Genomic DNA, 20,510 nt, shown 5'->3' with positions numbered 1-20,510 from the left:
GAATCACGACATTGCATGTTGTTATTGGTCTATTGCTCTCCATCCCCTGACGCATTGCGTGTGGCCGAGAACCGCCTGACGTGCACGCGCCCTTGCCCCCCCCCGCACACGCCTATCAAATGAGTCCATGCACCAACAAGACGCATCAGGCCTTGGCTTCCAGCCTCAGGCGCTGCCAGTCACTGACCGGCTCGTTGAGACGGATGCTGGCATCGATGACCTGCTCCTCCATGTTGTAGCGACAGGTGAAGCCAAGGTGCTTCATCAGGGCACGCATCGGATGGTTGTCGATCATGATCTTGCCGACCATCTCCAGCGTGCCCAGCGAGCGGCAATAGCGCAGCATCTTCTCCATCAGCAGACGACCGATCCCCTCGCCTTGCATGTCATCGCGGATGATGACGGAGAACTCGGTGCGAATGTTGTCCGGGTCATTCCATACCCGCACCACCCCCAGCATCTCGCGCTGCGGCGACTGACCTGACTGGACTTCCACTTCACGCTCGGCGATGAAGGCCATCTGGCGGTCGTAATTGATCTGGGCGAGCAACGCGAGATCTCGCTGAGTCAGCGCCGCCTTGTGGTGGAAGTAGCGGAAACGAATGCTCTCCTCGGAGAGCCGCGCATGGAAGGCCGTGATCAAGGGCGCATCCTCGCCGCGTATCGGGCGCACCTCGACGTGCATGCCATTGTCCAGCGACACCCATTCACGCAGCTCCTCCGGATACGGCATGATCGCGAAACGAGCCGGTTTGCCGAGATCCAACGCGAAGTCCACCGCCACGGCTTCCTCACGGTTGAGCAACAACGGATTGATTTCCAACCCTCTTATGTCAGGCAAATCCGATGCCAACTGTGAGAGCTTGATCAACAGCGTGCTGACGCGCTCGAAATCACGCTCCGGGTCCGGCGAGTGCTCGGCGATCAGGCGGGAGGCATGGCTGCGCGAGATCAGCTCACGCGCCAGTGTCATGTTGAGGGGCGGCAAGGCCACCTGGCGGTCCGCCAGCACATTGACCTTGTAACCGCCGATACCGAACACGATCACCGGGCCGAATTCGTCATCGCGGGTGATGCCTGCGCTCAACTGCAGCGAGTGTTTGCCACGCTGCATCGGCTGCAGGCAGAACTCATGAATGCGCGTGCGCTCGTGGTCACTGCGGCCGCGCTCTGCATCGCCCTCCGCCACCTTCTGGGTGATGCGGCGGATCGCCAGCGCGATATCCTCCGGACCGGAAAGGTCCTGCACCACGCCGGAAGACAACCGCTGTGGGTAGCGGCGATAGCGGAACGGCTGGCTGTTGTGTTCATGCACCACGCGCAGCGCATAGGGGCCCTGACGAGAAGGCTTGTCGTCATCCGTGGCAGAACGCTGCAACTCGACGATGGCACGCACGCCTTCGGCGGCGTCGAGTACATAGCGGCTGGGCGCGGTCGCGATGCCATAGGTATCGAGCACCTGCGCCGTCTCCGAGTGGGTCAACCATTCACGGCCTGCACGCCGCGCGCTATGCACCAGGTCATGGGCACGGGCGCGGATCTCGGCACTGGTCGAGAAGGCCAGGCTCGGTGGCGTCTGCTGCAACAGTGTCTGCACGCGGTGATAATCGACCATCTGCAGGAAGGCCTTGACGCCCTTCTCAGGTGACAGATAGGTCGGAATGCCGGCCAGATGACATTCATGACGGGCCGAAAGTGCCTGCTCAAGTCCCATCCAGCTGGTCAGCAGGTTGCGTCGGAATTGCTTGCGATGCGCCACCAGCGCCTCGGCCGTCGCCCGCGAAGGCGCAAGACGTGTCGGCGCATGCACGACCAGCACGGCATCGACCCCTGCGTCATTGGCCACGATGTCGACCGCGGCCAGAAAATCTTCCGGCGTGGCGTTGCCGCCCAGGTCGACCGGATTGCGTCCCGGCAGACTGACATCCAGCTCGGCCTTGAGCAGCGCGCGACGGCTGTCAGCACTCAGCTCCGCCAGCTTGCCACCGCCCGCCATCAGCTTGTCGATGGCCAGCAAGGCCGGGCCCAACCCGTTGGAGACGATCGCCAGTCGATCACCGCGCAAGGGTTTCATGCGGTTGAGCGTCTCCAGCGCATCGAACATGTCTTCGCTGTCATTGACCCGCACTACCCCGGCACGCGCGAGGGCAACATCGACGATCCGGTCGCGATTGGGCACGCCCCGCGTGACATGCGTGCCGAACAGGTCGGCTTCCGGGGTGCGCCCACTCTTGATCGCCAGCACCAGCCGATTGCGGGATGCCTCGCGCAAGGCGGTCATGAAGTGCATCGGGTCGTGAATGCGCTCCAGGTGCAGCAGCAGGGCCTGCGAGGGCCCGTACTGGTTCAGATAGTCGATCAGGTCGGGCAGCATCACATCGACGCTGTCGCCCAGGGTGACCAGATGCGAGAAGCCGATGCCGCGACCCGCCGCCCAGTCGATCATCGCATTGCCCAGCATTCCCGACTGGCCGAGGTAGGCAACCTTGCCCTTGGCCACCGGCTGTCCGCTGAAGGAGGCATTGAGGTGACGATTGGGCACGCAGATGCCCATGCATTCCGGCCCGAGCAGGCGAATCCCACTGTTTCGTGCGGCCTTGAGCAACCGACTGTTGAGGCTTTCCTGATCACGGTGGATACGCGGGACTTCGGCCCCCGGCTCTCGTGCCTGCGAGGCGTCCAGCACGTCGTCCGTGCTGTCGGCGATTCGCGGATAGCGCTCGGGGCTCGACGCTAAAGGCTCGCCGGCCTCATCCAAAGACGACGACTCGGTGGCGGAGGGATTGGGGCCTGACTTGCTCGAAATGGACGTGTGAATGCCCGGCAGGCGCGGGGCAGAGAAGTTCAGCCCATCGCGGCGTGACAGCATCTCAAGCCCCTTGCCGGTAACGCGAGCCAACGAGCTGACCGGTGTCGGCGCGACACCTCCCGAAATGAGCAGCGCCGCCTTGACGCCGCGCCGGCCCAGCTTCTCGACCACACGCGGCAAGGTATCCGACGGTGAGCACAGAATGGCCAAGTCCGGCACCTGCTCCAGCTCATTGACCCGCTTGACGCACGCCACGCCATGCACCGTCTCATATCCCTTGGGATTGACCACCGTCAGGGCGCCCTTGAAGCCCCCTTCAAGCAGATTGCGCAATACCTGCCCGCCCAGTGAATGCGGCTTTTCCGAAGCGCCGATCACCACGATACTGGCGGGCTCGAAGAAATTGCGCAGAAATCGCGTTCCCATAGGCTTGTCCTGTCAGCGGTTGCGCCTCGTCAGCGCGAAATGAGCAGCATGCCGCGAAAGCGCAGGTCTGAACAGCTATCCTCGCGCCCTTCATGCGTGAAACAAGGTAGACCATCGGCGACTGGCTCATGCCATTGACGACTCTTACTGTTACGTCATGGTGCAGACCATTATGACCCGCACACTCACGCAGGCATGCCGATGATCACCTCCTATATATCCCATCGCGACTGCGGTCAGCATTTCATGGGCCCCACCCATCCCGAGAGCCCACTGCGTCTGCAGGCCATCGAACGTCAGCTGGCGCTGAGCGGCGTGATTCAGCATGTCCAGCAATACAGTGCGCGAGCGGCAACGCTTGAGCAGCTGGCGCGCGTGCACCCCATGCGCCACCTGCAGGCACTGGAAAAATGCCCGCCCCAGGCCGGGCAGCTGCTGACCATCAACGAAGACACCGTGATGTGTGCCGATAGCCTGGTCGCGGCGCGACTGGCCGCCGGCGCGGTGGTACGCGGGGTCGACCAGGTGATGCGCGATCAGGCCGACAACGTCTTCTGCGCCGTGCGCCCACCGGGCCACCATGCCGAACGCGCCGATGCGATGGGTTTCTGCTTCTACAACAACGTGGCGGTGGGCGCCCTGCACGCCCGCCAGCATTACGGCGTGAAGCGGATCGCGATCCTCGATTTCGATGTGCACCAGGGCAACGGCACCGTCGATATCTTCAAGCATGATCCCGATACGCTGGTATGCTCCTCCTTCCAAGACGCCATGTACCCGTGGCGCTATCTGGAGAGCCGCTGGGAGCACATCCACAACACCCCCTTGAGCGAAGGCAGCGGCTCACTGGCCTTCCGACGCGCCATTGAAGCCCAATGGCTGAAGAAGCTGGATGATTTCAAGCCGGAGTTGATCCTGATCTCGGCGGGCTTTGATGCGCATCGTGAAGACCCGATGGCGGAACTGTGCCTGGAAGATGACGACTACTACTGGGTCACCCTGCTGGCGATGGATGTCGCGCGGCGCCATTGCCACGGGCGTATCGTCTCCGTGCTGGAGGGCGGGTATTGCCTGGAGGCACTGGGGCGCAGCACCGAGGCGCATCTCAAGGCGCTGGCGGGCTTGCCGATGCAGGATGGCCTCGATGCGCGTGCCAGCGGCCAACGCCCCGGCCAGTGCCCATTAGATCAGCTCGATCTCGCGCCTCCCACCGTGGCTACCCTCCCAACCCGCTCCGCCCCTGGCACACCAGACTGCGTCCAGCCGCCGCTTGCCAAGCCCGCCGAGGATGAGCGTGATCACCCGCTGTTCTAGCGCCTTGCTGTTCTAATGCCCGGCTGTTCTAGCGCTGGGCATCCCCCGCACAGGTGGCTTCCCCCTGGCGAGCACCACACCTCGCGACAGGTTTCGCGCAGCCAGGAAACCTGTCGCTCCATCAAGCGAGCACCAGCAAGCCTTGAGTGTTACAGACAGCCATGTCGCGGACAGCCATGCTGGCTACGTGTCGGGATGATGCGCACTTGCCATGCTGTGATAAGCTGGCGATAAAGTTTCCGATAGTAAACTTTATCGCCAGCTGACAGCGCTGCGACACTCAATGTCGTGCGCCGCCAATATCACGCCCATAGCGAAGCCACTCTCATGAGCACACCGACAGACAAGGACGCCGCCGTCCGGATCGCTTCCGGTCGCAAACCCTTCGTTGAGCCCCTGAAGCTTGGCGAACGCGTGAAGCAGATCCGCCTCTCCCATCATTGGACGCTGGAAGATGTCAGCCAGCGCACGGGGCTGGCACGCTCGACATTGTCCAAGATCGAGAATGAGCAGATCTCGCCGACCTTCACTGCGGTCCAGAAGTTGATTCATGGACTCAACATCGACCTGCCGCAGCTGCTGAGCCCGCCCAAGCGCCAGAGTGGCACTCTCGGGCGTCGCGATCTGACGCGCGTCGGCGATGGCAAGTCACACCCGACACCGACCTATGAGCACGAGCTGCTGTCCTGGCAGCTGGCGCAGAAACGCATGATTCCCTTCAAGACTCGCGTGCGTGCGCGCAGCTTCGATGACTTCCCCGACTGGGTGCGTCACGACGGCGAGGAGTTCCTGATGGTATTGGCGGGCAGCATTCAGCTCTATTCGGAATTCTATGAACCCTTGCCGCTGAGTGAGGGTGACAGCATCTATTTCGACTCCGACATGGGTCACGCTCTGGTTTCTACCAGCGAAGAAGATGCCATCGTGCTGTCAGTGTGTACTCGCAATGATTCGGATCCGAGCTGAGCTGATGTGAAGTGAGCAGAGCTGTGTTTAAGCGAGCTGGGCTGTGTTGAAGTGAGATGAGCTGAGATAAGCCATATGACGCGCTGGCGGGAAGCTAAACCGCAAAGATTGCCTTAACGCGAGTGCCACCTGGCCGGTCCATTCGAAACAATGACTTGCTAGACCATGCTCGCCGTCAGCCCGCAATAAAAAAATCGCCCACTAGCCATGCGCTAATGGGCGATTTTTTGGATGTCGTAAAGACACTCATGGCTTCCGGCCAGTCCTGACCGCCAGCATCCGCTAGGTGTTCAGCTTATCGAGCGTCTCATTACAGAGCATCTCAATACCGAGTGTCTCAATACTGAGCGTCTCGATACCGAGCGTCTCAATCGTGCTGTGCGGCATCGCCGCGCCAGATCAACTGTCCGCATTCGCGCAGATCATAGCCGCCGAGGGATTGCGCCAGCTGAATACCATTCGGTGTGGCCAGATAGTCCAGCAATCCCTGGAAGAGATCGCGGAAGTAGACATTGCGCGGCACCACCAGGTCGAAGGCCTCTTCACAGACCGGCACGAAGCCGAGGCCAAACTCATTGGCGGCCGACAGCGTGCCGGGGCCGACATCCACCTCGCCCCGCGCCACCATCGAGGCCACTTCACGCTCGGAATAGGCGATCGCCAGGGTGTTGAGCTGCTCGGCACGCATCTGATGGCCGGACAGCCACTCCTGCAGGAAGCGCTGCGAGCCCGCCCCCTCCTGTCGCACCGCCCACCGCCGCTGCGAACCGAACAGGCCGCTGGGGTCGATGGACAGATGACGATCATCATTGCGGATGATCAGCCCCTGGGTACGACGCGCAAGCCGCACCATCACCCACTGACGATAGCCATCGTGGCCGCGAATCAGCGCCGGATGACGCAGCGCCGCCTCTTCCGCTCGCCCCCAGTGAATGGCGCAGACGTCAGCCCGCCCTTGGCTGAGCAGATCAAGCCCCAGACGCGTACCGGTCACACTCATGCCATAGAAGGCGCTACCGGCATGCTGCTGATTGAGGCGCATGGAGAGCGCGGCCAGCAGCGGGTCGTCACTGCCGGTGATCATCAGACGATCCGCCAGTACACCATGATGGCTGGACTCGAGAATCCATTGCTCCACCAATCGGCGTGGAAACAACCACTTGCCGGTCACCTTGGTCGCCGGCATGGTCCCGTCACTGGCCAGCTGATAGATCTTCTTCTCGTTGAGATGCAGCAGTCGCGCGACTTCCTGCACCGTCAGAAAGGGGTTGTCGTGGGAGACCGGAGCCTGCCGACCGGTGGCCGCATTCAGGGCCTCGCCTGAAGACTCACTGACTGAGCTACCCGAAGGTGTGCCGAGTTCAGAGGAAAAGCCCTGTGAGGGTATGACGCCCAGCGGCGAAGAAAGACGACTCATCACTGCCCCTCCTTGTCGTGCCCGGCTGCGCAGGCTGATGAAGATGGCTTGCCTGACGCGTCATGGCGCGATGACTTGAGAGCGTCACCTGCACGCAGCGGCGGGATGGCGTCCAGCACCAGCCGCCCGGCAGGGTCCACCGCCTGGAAGTGGCGCCCTTTGGCGCGCGCGATCAACAGCACGCCAAAGCGTTCCGCCAGCTCCACCCCCTTCTGCGTGACGCCGGAGCGTGAGACCAGCACCGAGATCCCCGCCTGAGCCACCTTCAGTACCATCTCGGAGGTCAGGCGGCCGGTGGTGTAGAAGATGTTGGCCCCCTGATAATCACTGGCATCATCACTCAGGGGCGCCAACCAGCTTAGCCCCGCCAGCGTATCGACGGCGTTGTGGCGGCCGACATCCTCGATGAACGCCAATACCTCATCATCCCGACACAGGGCGCAACCGTGAACCGCACCGGCCTTGCGATAGGTCGCGTTGTGCGCCGCCAGCGCCTCCAGCAGGCGATACAACAAGGCCTGACTGAAGGGGCCTGCGTCCAGCGAGGCCAGTGATTGGCGCTCCAGCAGATTGCCGAACACAGTGCCCTGCCCACAGCCGGTGGTCACGGTGCGCTTGCCGAGGCGCTGCTCGATATCCTCGGGCAGATGACGCGTCACTACCGAGGCGCTCTCGACTTCCCAGTCCACCTGCAGCGCTTCGAGGTCCTCAAGCTCACCCAGCAGTCCCTGATTGCGCAGATAACCGGCCACCAGCGCCTCAGGTTCGGCACCCAGGGTCATCAAGGTGACGATCTCGCGCCGATTGAGATAGATGGTCAGCGAGCGCTCGGCGGCAATGGACTGCTGATGGCGCTCACCGCACTCATCCATGACTTCGATGTCCAGCGTAGTGGGTAGTGTGGCGCGACTGATCGCTGGCCGTGCAGAGGGCATCATGAACTCGGGTCTCCCTGATCGAGCCGGTTGGAATGGCAATTCTTGCGCTGAATCGCCGTAGAGTACCAGTCCGATGGCAGAGCTGTCCCCGCACTGACTGATGAAGACCCTGATATCGTAAGCGCCGGCATGCATCTTGCAAACCAGCACCCTCGCAGCATTCTTTTCAGACCCGCTTGCGGGTACAGCAGTGAACAAGGAAGCCATGTCTGAATCCATCCCTCCCCGCAGTGACGACACCCGCTGGTTGAGCATCACCCTGGCGCCCACCACGCAGAAACTGGGGCGTTTCAGCATCGACACCTGGCGGATTGCCGATCTCTCGCCCTCTGCAACGCCAGAGACGGAATCGCACGTAGCAGAGCCCGCCCCCGCTGATGAGGTAGCGCATCGCCGCATCCTGCCGCTGCAGCTTCACCTGACTGAGCGCACCGATTACCGCTACAACCTGCGCTGCGAGCAGCCGCGCCTGTTCGTCCAATGCGATGAGCGCGAAGCCGACGGCATGCAGCCTCGCGTGGTGACGGCCTGTCAGGAGGTGGCATCGCAGTGGATGGATGGCGACCAGCTGGTGCTGGACGTGCCGATGCCCCCTGCCTTGATGGTGTGGCTGGAAGCCTACCTCGCGCGTCACGGTGAGCGCATCGACGAAGGCAAGAAGAAGAAACGCAAGGGCGCCGGGCGCGCCAGTCAGGCAGAGCAACCCGCCGCGACACCCCACAGGGCGCATCAGCCCGGTAATGGTACGGAAAGCACGTCATGAGCCAGCACGACGATAACGCAAGCCCGGCCAATGAAGGCCTGTTCTCGCGCTGGTCACGCCGCAAGCAAGGCGACACCCGCCGAGAAGACCAACTGGCACAGCCGGACAGCGCCGTGGGAACCAAAGACGACACCCTCCCGCCCTCACAGGCGGAAGTCGTCTCTGACCATAGCGCTGACACCTCAGCAGCGAGCGTCTCGGTGCACGAAGCCCCGAGCGGCGATAGCACCTTCACAGCAAAACAGGCAGCTGCCGAGAACGCTCAGCACGCATCGGGCGATGACAATGCTGAAACGCCAGCCATCGAGCTGCCAGACCCCGACACCCTGACCCCAGACGCCGACATCAGTGCCTTCATGCAGAGCGGCGTAGACCCGGCGCTACGCCAGCGTGCGCTGCGACGCATCTTCATGGGTGGCGAGCACTCGGTGCGCGATGGGCTGGATGACTACGACCAGGACTTTTCCAAGATGCGCCCGCTCGCCGAAGGTGTCGCCGACACGCTGCGCAGCTGGACCCGCAAGGTCGAAGAAGGCCTGGAAAAGCTCAATGAGGCGAGCGAGACACCCCAGGTGGATACGGCGCAGGAGACAGACGATCAGATCGCTGAGCAGGCACCTGATGGCGGGGCGTCGGTGGGCGAGACACACGCGACACCCAGAGAAGAGATAGTCGATTCGCCTGACCCGCAAGCGATACCTGCGCAAGACTCGCCCGAGACAGCACCCGAATCAGATGATGGCCGTGTCGCCCGTTACAAGCCGTGACGAGAGGCCGATACCACAAGCCCCAACAGGGCGTCAGGATGACGCGCCGCGACTCGACATGAGTCATTATGACCCACGAGCAAGCCGAGCACGCCTGACCAAGGTCATCCTGATGCCTCATGGGTCACCCTGACGCGCCCAATCAAGGCGCACTGTCTGCAACACACAGGCAAGATTCAGCATGACATGCCAACCCTTGAAGATGATGACAAACGTCAACCGCCTGCGGTGATGAGCGCCTGCGCGACCTGACCGCACCTCGCGCGCGCCGAGCGCGAAAACGGCAATGTCATCAACATGGTGCAAGGACAGCTGGCCTGTCATGAATCCCCACTGAACGACTGTCGATCGCCGACCCGGCCCTGACCGCGAAAGACCGAGAGAGGCCGCGAGAATCAGCGACGACCGGGACCTGCATCATCCGCCTGCCACCTGACGGCAGCTTGCATGCAAGGTCCGCCACGACCGAATAAGGATGAGGATGCTCAGCTCAAGCCTCGAGAGCGCTCAACGCGCCCTCAATCAACAAGCACGCCAACGCGCCCTGTCATCCGCCATGGGTGGCTCGCCTGCCTCCAGTCTGCCGCTGTTGGCGACGGATGCCGGCAGCGCCCCCATCCGCTATCACAGTCAGGGACGCACCGTGATCATCGGCAGCGAGGCGCGAGTGCGCGCACTGGCAAGTCTGCTGACCCGCCTGCCGGCTACCGCTCAGCTGCCGGTGGCACTCTTGATCAGTGAGCAGGACAACAGTGCGCTGGTGACGATGGATGAACAGCATCTCGCCGCCAGCGAGTCCCTGCCTGCGCACAGTGTCCCGCGTGACATGCTCGCGCTGAGCGGTCACCTCGGCCAGTTCAGCCTTGCCAGTGATGGCGTCAATCTGGCCGCCGCATTGGCGCCGCAAGGTGCCGGCAGCGCGCCCCATTTCGACCTGATCGCCGACCTGTCCAGCCAGCCGCTCAACCAGGCGGAACTGCCACCGCCCGGCTATCTGCAGGCCGGCGCGGACATCATCGCCGAGCTGGATCAGCTGGTCGCCGATGCAGAGGCCTCTCAGGAATCACTGCCACAGCTGACCGCTTGGGCCATGCAGTTCGCGGGCCTGATCGGCAACTTCGACAAACCGAATTACGTGACCGTCAATCTTGATACCTGCGCGCACGCCAGTGCCGGCAATATCGGCTGTACGCGCTGCCTGTCATCGTGCAGTGCCGATGCCATCTTCTCGGTGGCTGGTCGTCGCAATGCGCATATCGAGATCGACCCTTACCTGTGCCACGGCGCGGCCAGCTGCGTCAGCGCCTGCCCGACCGGCGCGCTGAGCTTCACCCAGCCTCCGGCCGAGCAGCGCATGGAACAGATCCAGCGCCTGCTGGAGCGCTATCAGGATGGCGGCGGCCTCTACCCGCTGCTGCGCTATCGCCTGGAGCAATCCCTTGCCTCGCAGACTGCCCTGGCGAGTGTCGACCAGGAGCGCTGCCTCGATATCACTCTCGAGGAAATCTCCGCCACCGGGCACGACGAGTGGCTGGCCGCACTCGCACTCGGCGCCACACAGGTCATCGTCGAACTGCCCCACGACCTGCCTGCAGGCCAGCACCAGCAGCTCGACAGCGAACGTCGCCTGGCATTGACCCTGCTCGACAGCATGGGACTTGCCAATGCGGCCAGTGGCGAGCCGCGCATCCGCTTCGTCTCTATGCCGTCCCCTCTGCCACAAATGGATAGCAACGAGGCTGAAGCCCTGCCCCTGATTACGCCGCTGTGTGTTGCTCTGGCACCGGGCGCGGACAGCGAAGAAGAGCAGCAGCCCGGCCAGCCGATCGCCCGTGACTGGCTGCTGGGTCAGCCGCAGGCACGCCCCGGCAAGCGCGAACGCCTCAATCGGGTGCTCGATCACCTGGCGACCCTGTCGGTCGCGGACCTGGCGCAGGACAGCGTCGCCGTACCGACAGGCGCGCCCTTCGGCGTGGTGAACGTCGACAGCGACAACTGCACGCTGTGCCAGGGATGTGTCGCCGTCTGCCCGACCAGCGCCCTCTCGGCCAATCGCACCTCGCCTGCACTATCCTTCACTCAAGGTGACTGCGTGCAGTGTGGCCTGTGCGAGCAGGCATGCCCGGAGCAGGTCATCACCCTGACGCCTGGCTTTGCGCCGCAGCCCGAGGTGCGCCGCGAACCGCAGCTGATCAAGCAGGATGTGCCCTTCCCTTGCATCAGCTGCGGCACGCCGTTCGGCTCCACCGCCACCATCACGGCGATGCAGACCAAACTGGCCTCGCATGCCTACTTCCAGGGCGATGGTGCACTGCGCCTGAAGATGTGCAGCGACTGCCGCGTCAAGGACATCTGGCACGAAATGGCACGCAATCCCGATGCCCAACTCAAGGTGTGAGCCAATGACATCACCCACGTCGACTCCCGACGACTTTGCAGCAGGTGGGACTGACGACCGTGCACCTGACACCACTGCGGCCGACTCTCTGATAAGCCATAGTGAAGAACAGCAGGCATTGCGCGTCGACCTCTACCGACTACTGGCGCGGCTATTGCGCGCAGCGCCGGATGCGGAACTGATCGGCTTTCTGGCCGAACTCGACCATGACGCCATCAGCCTGCCCGGGGCTGCCGAGCAACAATTGCCGCGTGCGTTGGCGTCGCTGTCATTGGCCGCCCGCGTCAGCGACTCGCGCCGGCTGGAAGACGACTTCTTCCAGAGCCTGGTAGGCGTGGTGCAGGGCGAGGTAGTGCCCTACGCCAGCTGGTACCTCACCGGCTCGCTGATGGAGATGCCGCTGGTCGCCCTGCGCCAGGACCTGAAACGTCTCGGCTTCGAACGCCAGAGCGACGTGCATGAGCCCGAGGATCATCTCGGCGCACTGTGCGAAGTGATGGCCATGCTGATCGATGAGATGCCCGGCGAGCAGGTCAATTTCTTCCGCCGCCATGTGGCCAGCTGGGGCGAGCGCTGCTGCGCCGACCTCGCGGGACGCGAGAGCCCCTTCTATGCCGCTGTCGGCTACCTGGGGCAGGCCTTCCTGCGGGCAGAGCGCCTGAACCTCGGTGATTCGATCCCGCTGCATGCGGCGACCGAACACAACTCTGGCGAGCAGGTGACGGCCGAGACCGTCCAGCTCGTCATGCCAGCCAGTGTGGCGCCCGACGCAAGACACTGATGTCACGCATGACGTGAAGCAACATTCGAGACTGCAACGCTATCCATCTCGCATCACCCAGCAGCATTGCCGACAGGAGATCAGCATGAAGACTGATGACGCAAAAGACAGCCATAACCAGGCGCGCCAGGGACGCCGCAAATTCCTGCGCGTATTGGGCGCCAGCACCGTAGGAGTTGCCGCAGCAGGGTCATTGGCCGGTGCCGTGATTCCGGACCAGGCCGCGCCAGAGGCCCCTGTCAAGGACAAGGGCACTGACAATTATCGCGAGAGTGATCACATCAAGGCCTTCTACGCCACGCTGCGTGACTGAATGCCAGACAGACAGTGCACAGAGCCAGCGCCATGCGCGCGGCCAGCGGCCTGAACAACGGGCAGCGCGGAGAGGTTTCCGCCCGCCATCGACAGTGACAAGTCGGCACGGATCAGGACTGCCCCTGATCTGAAAGACCGCCGCTCCCGACATTGCCCCCTGACCCGCTCACGCGGCCCGGGCAATGATTCGGGTGACGAGGAGAGATGATGTCATGCGACTGACCCCCACCCCCTCTGCCAAAGAGACCTCAGGACTCGGTATCAACCGCCGCCAGTTCCTGAAACGCAGCGGTGTCGCCACCGGCGGCCTTGCCGCTGCGAGCTTCATGGCCGCCCCGATGATGAAACGCGCCGAAGCCAAGACCGAAGTGTCTGATGCGCCGGTCGAGACGAAGCGCACCATCTGCTCACACTGCTCCGTGGGCTGCGGCGTCTATGCCGAGGTCCAAGAAGGTGTCTGGACCAAGCAGGAACCCGCCTTCGATCACCCCTTCAACCGCGGCGCGCACTGCGCCAAGGGCGCATCGCTGCGTGAGCATGGTCACTCCGACCGTCGCCTCAAGTACCCGATGAAGCTCGAAGGTGGCAAGTGGAAGAAACTCTCCTGGGAGCAGGCCATCGAGGAAGTCGGCGACAAGGTACTCGAGCTCACCAGGGAGCACGGCCCCGACAGCATCTACTGGCTGGGTTCGGCCAAGTTCAGCAATGAACAGGCCTACCTGATGCGCAAGTTCGCGGCCCTGTTCGGCACCAACAATGTCGATCACCAGGCGCGTATCTGCCACTCCACCACGGTGGCCGGGGTCGCGAATACCTGGGGCTACGGGGCGATGACCAACTCCTTCAACGACATGCACAACTGTCGTTCGATCCTGTTCATCGGCTCCAACCCGTCCGAAGCGCACCCGGTGGCCATGCAGCACATCCTGCTGGCCAAGGAACGCTCCAACGCCGAGATCATCGTCGTCGACCCGCGCTTCACGCGGACCGCGGCCAAGGCCAACAAGTACGTGCGCCTGCGCCCGGGCACCGATGTCGCCTACATCTGGGGCCTGCTGTGGCACATCTTCGAGAATGGCTGGGAAGATGAGGCCTACATCCAGCAGCGTGTCTACGGCATGGAGGAAGTGCGTGCTGAAGTCGCCAAGTTCCCACCGGCGGAAGTCGAACGCATCACCGGCGTCGCCGAGGCCGACATGCTCGACGTCGCACGCCGCCTGTCCCAGAACCGTCCGGGCAGCGTCGTGTGGTGCATGGGGGGTACCCAGCACACTACCGGCAACAACAACACCCGCGCCTACTGCATCCTGGAGCTGGCGCTGGGCAACATCGGCAAGTCCGGTGGCGGCGCCAACATCTTCCGCGGTCACGACAATGTCCAGGGCGCCACGGATCTGGGCCTGATGTCCCACTCCCTGCCGGGCTACTACGGCCTCTCCGAAGGCGCGTGGAAGCACTGGTCCAAGGTCTGGAACGTCGATTACGAATGGATCCAGAACCGCTACGACCAGACCGAATATCATGACGGCAAGCCGATGCACACCAACGGCATCACCGTCTCGCGCTGGGTCGATGGCGTGCTCGAGAATCCGGATCGCATCTCGCAGCGCACGGCGCTCAAGGCGATGTTCTACTGGGGCCACGCCGTCAACTCCCAGACCCGCGGGCCGGAGATGAAGAAGGCGATGGCCAAGCTGGACATGATGGTGGTGGTCGACCCCTACCCGACCATCGCCGCCGTCATGCACGACCGTACCGACGGTGTCTATCTGCTGCCGGCCGCGACCCAGTTCGAGACCACCGGCAGCGTGACCAACTCCAGCCGCTCCCTGCAGTGGCGCGATCAGGTCATCGAGCCGATGTTCGAGTCCAAGCCCGACCACGAGATCATGTACCTGCTGTCTCGCAAACTGGGCTTCGCCGACGAGCTGTTCCGCAACATCAAGGTCGAGGGCAGCGTGCCCGTCGTCGAGGACATCACGCGCGAGTTCAATGCCGGCATGTGGACGGTGGGTTACACCGCCCAGAGCCCTGAGCGCCTTAAGGCTCACCAGCAGAACTGGCACACCTTCGACTTCGAGACGCTCAAGGCCCGTGGCGGCCCGGCCAACGGCGACTTCTACGGCCTGCCGTGGCCGTGCTGGGGCACGCCGGAGATGGGGCACCCGGGCTCGCCCATCCTGTATGACACCTCCAAGACGGTGGCCGAGGGTGGCGGCAACTTCCGCGCGCGTTACGGCGTGGAGCACAACGGCACCAACATCCTCGCGGAAGGCTCCTGGTCCAAGGGCGCCGAGATCGAGGATGGCTATCCGGAGTTCACCGACAAGCTGCTCAAGCAGCTGGGCTGGTGGGATGACCTGACGGCCGAGGAAAAGCAGGCGGCGGAGGGCAAGAACTGGAAGACCGACCTGTCCGGCGGCATCCAGCGCGTGTGCATCAAGCATGGCTGCATGCCGTATGGCAACGCCAAGGCGCGCGCCCTGGTGTGGACCTTCCCGGACCCGATTCCCAAGCACCGCGAGCCGCTGTATACGGCGCGTCGCGACCTGGTGAAGGACTACCCGACCTGGCCGGATTCCGAGTCCATCTATCGCCTGCCGACGCTCTACTCTTCCATCCAGGAGAAGAACGTCAGCGCCAAGTACCCGATCACCCTGACCTCGGGCCGCCTGGTGGAATACGAAGGGGGTGGCGAAGAGACGCGCTCCATTCCGTGGCTGGCCGAGCTGCAGCAGGAGATGTTCGTCGAGATCAATCCGGCTCTGGCCAATGACCAGGGCATCAAGGACGGCGACATGGTGTGGGTCGAGGGCGCCGAGGGCGGCCGCGTCAAGGTGATGGCGATGGTCACCGAGCGTGTCGGCCCGGATGTCGTCTTCATGCCCTTCCACTTCGGTGGGCATTACGAAGGCGAATCCCTCGAGTCCCGCTATCCGGAAGGCACCGTGCCCTATGTGCTCGGTGAATCGGCCAATACCGCGACCACCTACGGCTACGACCCCGTGACCCTGATGCAGGAAACCAAGGTCACCTTGTGCCGCGTCAGCCTCGCCTGACTCGAGTGACGGCCGCGTCCAAGTGACGCGGCCATGACGCAGCACAGGACACGATCGTACGTATCCGTTACCAGAATCATCCGGCCTGTTGACCGAGTAACCCGGCGACAGGTCGTGAAGGAGAAGCACCATGGCCCAGATGAAATTTTTGTGTGATGCAGAGCGCTGCATCGAGTGCAATGGCTGCGTGACAGCCTGCAAGAACGCCAACGAGACCGAGTGGGGCATCCAGCGTCGCCGTGTGGTGACCCTGGACGACGGCAAGCCGAGTGAAGTCTCCATCTCGGTGGCGTGCATGCATTGCGATGACGCGCCGTGCATGGCGGTCTGCCCCACCGACTGCTTCTACAAGACCGATGATGGCATCGTCCTGCACGACAAGGACATCTGCATCGGTTGCGGCTACTGCCTGTACGCCTGCCCGTTCGGCGCCCCGCAGTTCCCGCAGCAAGGCGCCTTCGGCGAGCGCGGCAAGATGGACAAGTGCACCTTCTGTGCCGGCGGCCCGGCCGAGAGCCCGGAAGAAGAGTTCGAGAAGTACGGCGCCAACCGCATCAGCGAAGGCAAGCTGCCGCTGTGCGCCGAGATGTGCTCCACCAAGGCCCTGCTGGCCGGCGATGCCGAGACCGTCTCCGACATCTTCCGTCAGCGTGTGGTCTACCGCGGCCATGAAGACGGCGCCTGGTCGCCGGTCGACAAGGCCAGCCATCCGGAAACCTCTGCCAATCTGACCACCAGCAGCGTCCAGCAGGCGGACCACCTGGCCTACGACGCAGCCCGCAAGGGGTAAGGAGGCGACATGCGCGCGCACTTTACAGCTTCACGGTTGACCGTGGTCGCCATGTTCCTGTGCCTGATGCTGGCCAGTCTCTGGCTGGCTCCTCAGGCACTGGCCGCGAACCCTGACGGCGAGATCGGTCAGGCGGTCGGCACGGTGGACGCCGATACCTGGCGGCAGGTCAAGAATGGGGGCAACTCCATCGACAGCCGTCATGACTCCAACTACAGCCTGATCAACCAGAGCGGCGAGACCTGGCGCCAGATCCGCAATCGCTGGATCTCACCGGGCGGCCTGATCGCGCTGGGTGGCATGCTGGCCGTGCTGGCGATCTTCTACCTGCTGGTGGGACGCAACAATCTGGACCACCCGCGCAGCGGCAAGCTGATGCTGCGCTGGACGGCGCTGGAGCGTGCCATGCACTGGACGCTGGCGACGCTATTCCTGACGCTGGCCATTACCGGCATCAATCTGCTGTGGGGCAAATTCGTGTTCCGCAATGTGTTCGGGGATGTGTTCTGGGCCAACATGATCATGGCGACCAAGGTGATCCACAACTATGTGGGCCCCCTGTTCTCGATCATGCTGATCCTGGTGCTGGCCAAGTGGCTGAAGCTCAATCTTCCCAAGAAGCATGACCTTGACTGGTTCCGTCAGGGTGGCGGCATGATGAAGGGTAAGCATCCGGATGCCGGCTTCGCCAATGGCGGGGAAAAGGCCTGGTACTGGATTCTGGCGACGGTCGGCCTGGTAGTGATTGCCAGCGGGCTCGTGCTGGACTTCCCGATCTTCGGTCAGACGCGTGACAACATGCAGTGGGCCAATGTCTTCCACGGCATCGCCTCGCTGATACTGATCGCGGTGTCCTTCGGCCACATCTATATCGGCACCGCTGGTACCGAGGGTGCCTTCGAGGGCATGAAGACCGGCTATGTCGATGAGACCTGGGCCAAGCAGCACCACAATCTGTGGTACGACGAGGTCAAGCAGGCCGAAGCGGCAGACCCGGCAGCAGACCCCGCCACGGCACCTGACGATAGCCTGGCACGTCAGCAACGTCCGAATTAGCGCGGCGTCAGACATCCGCTGGATGAGTGAAGATACGCCCGGTCAGGTTCGCCTGCCGGGCGTTTTCGCTTGCCAGCGCCTGCTCTCTCGCTTGCCCGCGCACACTCTTTCGCGACTCTGCCACCCACTGGCATTCCACCGGCCAATCCGTCTGCCAAATCACAGACCGAACCACGGGCGTGCAGCGCTGGTTCACAGCTCTGCATTAGTTGCGTAAAGTTTCAGATATCCCGCCTGGGCCCACCAGGCACCCCGACAGCATGAAGGCAGGCGCCAGGCTGCGCCTTCTCAGGAGAATTCGATGAGCGACCCGACCCCTCAAGCCGTACAAGACCTGAGCCAACTGGACGAACAGACCCGCACCGAACTGGAAGCGGCCGCGTTCCGTCGTCTGCTCAAGCACCTGGATGACAACAAGGATGTCCAGAACATCGATCTGATGATCCTCGCCGACTTCTGCCGCAACTGCCTGTCCAAGTGGCTGATGGCCGCTGGCGAGGAGCGCGGCGTGAGCTTCGATTACGACGCGGCGCGCGAGCATGTCTACGGCATGCCCTATTCCGAGTGGAAGACACACCACCAGGCCAAGGCGACACCTGAGCAGCTGGCAGCGCTCGAGGCACGTCAACAAGGCAAGAAGGACTGATCATGAGCGGCAATGACGAACAGATCGGCCTCACCATCGCGGTATTGACCGTCTCGGATACACGTACGGCGGAGAATGACCGCTCCGGCGACGCCCTGGTCGACAACCTGACGGCGGCTGGCCATACGCTGCATGAAAAGCGCATCGTGCCCGATGACGTCTATCAACTGCGCGCCGTGGTCAGCGAGTGGATCGCGGAGCCGGCCGTGCAGGTCATCCTGACGACGGGCGGCACAGGCTTCACCGGGCGTGATTCCACGCCGGAAGCCATTCGCGTGCTGCTCGACAAGGAAATCCAGGGCTTCGGCGAACTCTTCCGTCAGCTTTCCCACCAGGAAGTCGGAAGCTCGACGATCCAGAGCCGCTGTCTGGGAGGGCTTGCCAACCGTACCGTGGTGTTCTGCCTGCCCGGCTCCACCGGTGCCTGCAAGACGGCCTGGAACGGTATCCTCAAGGAGCAGCTCGACAGCCGTCACCGCCCCTGCAACTTCGCCAACCTGGTGATTCCGGAGCGCGGAACCCATGCCCACTGACACCAGTAAAGACCCGCATTCTCGCCCGTCGCCCTCCGCAGCGGCAGAATGTGGCTGCGACGCCGTGCCTGTCGGCGCCAAGGGGCTGGCGCCCCTGGCCAGTGCACTCGCCGCGCTACGTGACAGCTGCCCGCTGATGCCTGCCGAGCGCGTGGCAGTCAGTGACGCTGCCGGGCGCGTGCTCGCCGAGGACGTGCATGCCAAGCTTGACGTGCCGCCTGCCGACAACTCCCAGATGGATGGCTACTGTGCCCGCGTGGCAGACATTGGTGACGGTGCCTGGCTGCCGATCAGTCAGCGTGTCGCGGCAGGTCAGCGTGCCACGCCGCTGGCCGTGGCGAGTTGCGCGCGCCTGTTCACCGGAGCGGAAATCCCCGACGGTGCCGACGTGGTGGTCATGCAGGAAGAGGTGACACTGCGTGAAGACGAAGATGGCACCACCCTGGTCTGGCTGCCCGGACCTCGCACCCACGGCGACAACATTCGGGTACAAGGCAGGGATGTCAGCAAAGGCAATCGCTTGCTCGCGGCGGGCACGCGACTGGACGCTGCCGCGCTGGGCCTTCTGTGTGGCCAGGGGGCAAGTCACGTGATGGTGCGCCGCAAGGTACGAGTGGCCTTGTTCGCGACCGGCGATGAACTGATCGAACCCGGCCAGCCGCTCAAGCCCGGCCAGATCTACAACTCCAACCGCGTAATGCTCAGCCAGATGCTCAGCGACTTCGGGGCTGAGGTGGTGCTGGCGCCACTCAATGTGGCCGATACCTTCGAGGCCACCCGTGACGTCCTCGCTTTGGCGGCGCAACAGGCTGACCTGATCGTCACCTGCGGTGGAGTCAGCGTCGGTGAGGAAGACCACGTCCGCCCTGCCATCGAGGCGCTGGGCAGCCTGGATCTGTGGCGTCTGGCCATCAAACCGGGCAAACCGCTGGCTCTGGGGCGTATCAACAGCCCCCGTGGTGACGCGGTGCGTGTCGTGGGCCTGCCGGGCAATCCGGTTTCCAGCTGGGTCGGCGGCTGGTTGTTCGTTCGCCCCTTGCTGGGCGAGATGACCGACTGTGATGCATTGCGTGAGCTGAAACGCATGACGGTTCGCGCAGCCTTCACGGCGAAGACTGCCATCCGTCAGGACCACCTGCGCGTGACCTTGTCGCCCGGCAGTGACGGCCAGCTTGAAGCGCATGCCTTCCCGGACCAGAATTCAGCAGTTCTCTCCTCCTGTGCCGGTGCTCAGGCACTAGCCATGATTCCGCCCCACGCACAGCTCAACCACGGCGACAGTGTGGAATGCCTGTGGCTCGAGCGCTGACATCTCCCCCTCCCTATTTTCACAACTGTCTTTACAACTGTCGTGACTACTGATGCGATGAACGTCGCGACAACTGACGCTGGAATGCGACACCCTAGTGACACTCCAGCGTCATCTTGACCTCGCCCCTGAGTCCGGCACACTAACTGCCTTCATTCATCTGAGTTCTGACTGCCTACGGCGACTCAGGACACTGATCGGTTACGGACTCTTGAGCAAGGAC

At 63.2% G+C, this 20,510-nt stretch carries 15 protein-coding genes and 1 pseudogene; 13 read left to right on the top strand and 3 right to left on the bottom strand.

Annotated elements, in window-relative coordinates; all coding sequences use genetic code 11:
* Positions 1-145 precede the first annotated feature (145 nt).
* Positions 146-3,235 carry a bifunctional acetate--CoA ligase family protein/GNAT family N-acetyltransferase gene (locus AC5WNJ_RS08065; protein WP_495930968.1) on the bottom strand — a complete coding sequence of 1,030 codons (3,090 nt, stop codon included), beginning with the start codon at positions 3,233-3,235 and terminating at the stop codon, positions 146-148.
* A gap of 201 nt (positions 3,236-3,436) precedes the next feature.
* On the opposite strand from AC5WNJ_RS08065, the pseudogene AC5WNJ_RS08060 reads away from it, so the two are divergent.
* Both AC5WNJ_RS08060 and AC5WNJ_RS08055 read left to right on the top strand, forming a co-directional pair.
* Positions 3,437-4,369: pseudogene (locus AC5WNJ_RS08060) on the top strand (histone deacetylase family protein); the annotation flags it as partial.
* Between the two features lie 507 nt (positions 4,370-4,876).
* On the top strand, positions 4,877-5,515 hold the full coding sequence (locus AC5WNJ_RS08055) for a helix-turn-helix domain-containing protein (protein WP_495930967.1): 639 nt from the start codon (positions 4,877-4,879) through the stop codon (positions 5,513-5,515).
* A 367-nt stretch (positions 5,516-5,882) separates the two neighbouring features.
* Here AC5WNJ_RS08055 and AC5WNJ_RS08050 read toward each other — a convergent pair whose 3' ends face one another.
* A complete protein-coding gene (locus AC5WNJ_RS08050) occupies positions 5,883-6,932 on the bottom strand; it encodes a substrate-binding domain-containing protein (RefSeq protein ID WP_495930966.1) in 1,050 nt (349 codons plus the stop codon).
* A complete protein-coding gene (locus AC5WNJ_RS08045) occupies positions 6,932-7,867 on the bottom strand; it encodes a formate dehydrogenase accessory sulfurtransferase FdhD (RefSeq protein WP_495931032.1) in 936 nt (311 codons plus the stop codon). Before AC5WNJ_RS08045 ends, AC5WNJ_RS08050 begins: the two co-directional genes overlap by 1 nt.
* Before the next feature lie 208 nt (positions 7,868-8,075).
* Between AC5WNJ_RS08045 and AC5WNJ_RS08040 the strand changes: the two genes are divergently transcribed.
* The 11 genes from AC5WNJ_RS08040 (at position 8,076) to AC5WNJ_RS07990 (ending at position 20,287) form a co-directional block, all read left to right on the top strand.
* Entirely contained in the window at positions 8,076-8,633 is a 558-nt protein-coding gene (locus tag AC5WNJ_RS08040; RefSeq protein ID WP_495930965.1) for a DUF3305 domain-containing protein, read from the top strand.
* Positions 8,630-9,400, top strand: coding sequence for a DUF3306 domain-containing protein (locus AC5WNJ_RS08035; RefSeq protein WP_495930964.1), 771 nt, complete (start codon positions 8,630-8,632; stop codon positions 9,398-9,400). The genes AC5WNJ_RS08040 and AC5WNJ_RS08035 overlap by 4 nt, the downstream gene beginning before the upstream one ends.
* Positions 9,401-9,881: 481 nt before the next feature.
* Entirely contained in the window at positions 9,882-11,798 is a 1,917-nt protein-coding gene (locus tag AC5WNJ_RS08030; RefSeq protein ID WP_495930963.1) for a 4Fe-4S dicluster domain-containing protein, read from the top strand.
* Between the two features lie 4 nt (positions 11,799-11,802).
* Positions 11,803-12,579, top strand: coding sequence for a TorD/DmsD family molecular chaperone (locus tag AC5WNJ_RS08025; protein WP_495930962.1), 777 nt, complete (start codon positions 11,803-11,805; stop codon positions 12,577-12,579).
* A gap of 85 nt (positions 12,580-12,664) precedes the next feature.
* Complete coding sequence (locus AC5WNJ_RS08020) at positions 12,665-12,892, top strand: twin-arginine translocation pathway signal (protein WP_495930961.1); 228 nt, start codon at positions 12,665-12,667, stop codon at positions 12,890-12,892.
* Positions 12,893-13,106: 214 nt separating this feature from the next.
* Entirely contained in the window at positions 13,107-15,953 is a 2,847-nt protein-coding gene (locus AC5WNJ_RS08015; RefSeq protein WP_495930960.1) for a molybdopterin-dependent oxidoreductase, read from the top strand.
* A gap of 130 nt (positions 15,954-16,083) precedes the next feature.
* Positions 16,084-16,743, top strand: coding sequence for a formate dehydrogenase FDH3 subunit beta (gene fdh3B / locus AC5WNJ_RS08010; protein WP_084208727.1), 660 nt, complete (start codon positions 16,084-16,086; stop codon positions 16,741-16,743).
* Between the two features lie 9 nt (positions 16,744-16,752).
* Complete coding sequence (locus AC5WNJ_RS08005) at positions 16,753-17,799, top strand: formate dehydrogenase subunit gamma (RefSeq protein ID WP_495930959.1); 1,047 nt, start codon at positions 16,753-16,755, stop codon at positions 17,797-17,799.
* Between the two features lie 301 nt (positions 17,800-18,100).
* Positions 18,101-18,445, top strand: coding sequence for a DUF1244 domain-containing protein (locus AC5WNJ_RS08000; protein WP_054556717.1), 345 nt, complete (start codon positions 18,101-18,103; stop codon positions 18,443-18,445).
* 2 nt (positions 18,446-18,447) lie between these two features.
* Positions 18,448-18,978, top strand: coding sequence for a molybdenum cofactor biosynthesis protein B (moaB, locus tag AC5WNJ_RS07995; RefSeq protein WP_495930958.1), 531 nt, complete (start codon positions 18,448-18,450; stop codon positions 18,976-18,978).
* Complete coding sequence (locus AC5WNJ_RS07990; protein ID WP_495930957.1) at positions 18,968-20,287, top strand: molybdopterin molybdotransferase MoeA; 1,320 nt, start codon at positions 18,968-18,970, stop codon at positions 20,285-20,287. The genes moaB and AC5WNJ_RS07990 overlap by 11 nt, the downstream gene beginning before the upstream one ends.
* Positions 20,288-20,510 lie beyond the last annotated feature (223 nt).

The sequence above is a fragment of the Cobetia sp. PDI-23MA genome (assembly GCF_059507735.1).
This window is presented reverse-complemented; position numbering and strand designations above follow the sequence as displayed.

Coding starts and splice junctions, on each gene's coding strand:
- AC5WNJ_RS08020 (WP_495930961.1), top strand. CDS start 12,665: ATGAAGACTGATGACGCAAAAGACAGCCATAACCAGGCGCGCCAGGGA.
- fdh3B (WP_084208727.1), top strand. CDS start 16,084: ATGGCCCAGATGAAATTTTTGTGTGATGCAGAGCGCTGCATCGAGTGC.
- AC5WNJ_RS08050 (WP_495930966.1), bottom strand. CDS start 6,932: ATGAGTCGTCTTTCTTCGCCGCTGGGCGTCATACCCTCACAGGGCTTT.
- AC5WNJ_RS08005 (WP_495930959.1), top strand. CDS start 16,753: ATGCGCGCGCACTTTACAGCTTCACGGTTGACCGTGGTCGCCATGTTC.
- AC5WNJ_RS07990 (WP_495930957.1), top strand. CDS start 18,968: ATGCCCACTGACACCAGTAAAGACCCGCATTCTCGCCCGTCGCCCTCC.
- moaB (WP_495930958.1), top strand. CDS start 18,448: ATGAGCGGCAATGACGAACAGATCGGCCTCACCATCGCGGTATTGACC.
- AC5WNJ_RS08055 (WP_495930967.1), top strand. CDS start 4,877: ATGAGCACACCGACAGACAAGGACGCCGCCGTCCGGATCGCTTCCGGT.
- AC5WNJ_RS08065 (WP_495930968.1), bottom strand. CDS start 3,235: ATGGGAACGCGATTTCTGCGCAATTTCTTCGAGCCCGCCAGTATCGTG.
- AC5WNJ_RS08025 (WP_495930962.1), top strand. CDS start 11,803: ATGACATCACCCACGTCGACTCCCGACGACTTTGCAGCAGGTGGGACT.
- AC5WNJ_RS08040 (WP_495930965.1), top strand. CDS start 8,076: ATGTCTGAATCCATCCCTCCCCGCAGTGACGACACCCGCTGGTTGAGC.
- AC5WNJ_RS08045 (WP_495931032.1), bottom strand. CDS start 7,867: ATGCCCTCTGCACGGCCAGCGATCAGTCGCGCCACACTACCCACTACG.
- AC5WNJ_RS08000 (WP_054556717.1), top strand. CDS start 18,101: ATGAGCGACCCGACCCCTCAAGCCGTACAAGACCTGAGCCAACTGGAC.
- AC5WNJ_RS08035 (WP_495930964.1), top strand. CDS start 8,630: ATGAGCCAGCACGACGATAACGCAAGCCCGGCCAATGAAGGCCTGTTC.
- AC5WNJ_RS08015 (WP_495930960.1), top strand. CDS start 13,107: ATGCGACTGACCCCCACCCCCTCTGCCAAAGAGACCTCAGGACTCGGT.
- AC5WNJ_RS08030 (WP_495930963.1), top strand. CDS start 9,882: ATGCTCAGCTCAAGCCTCGAGAGCGCTCAACGCGCCCTCAATCAACAA.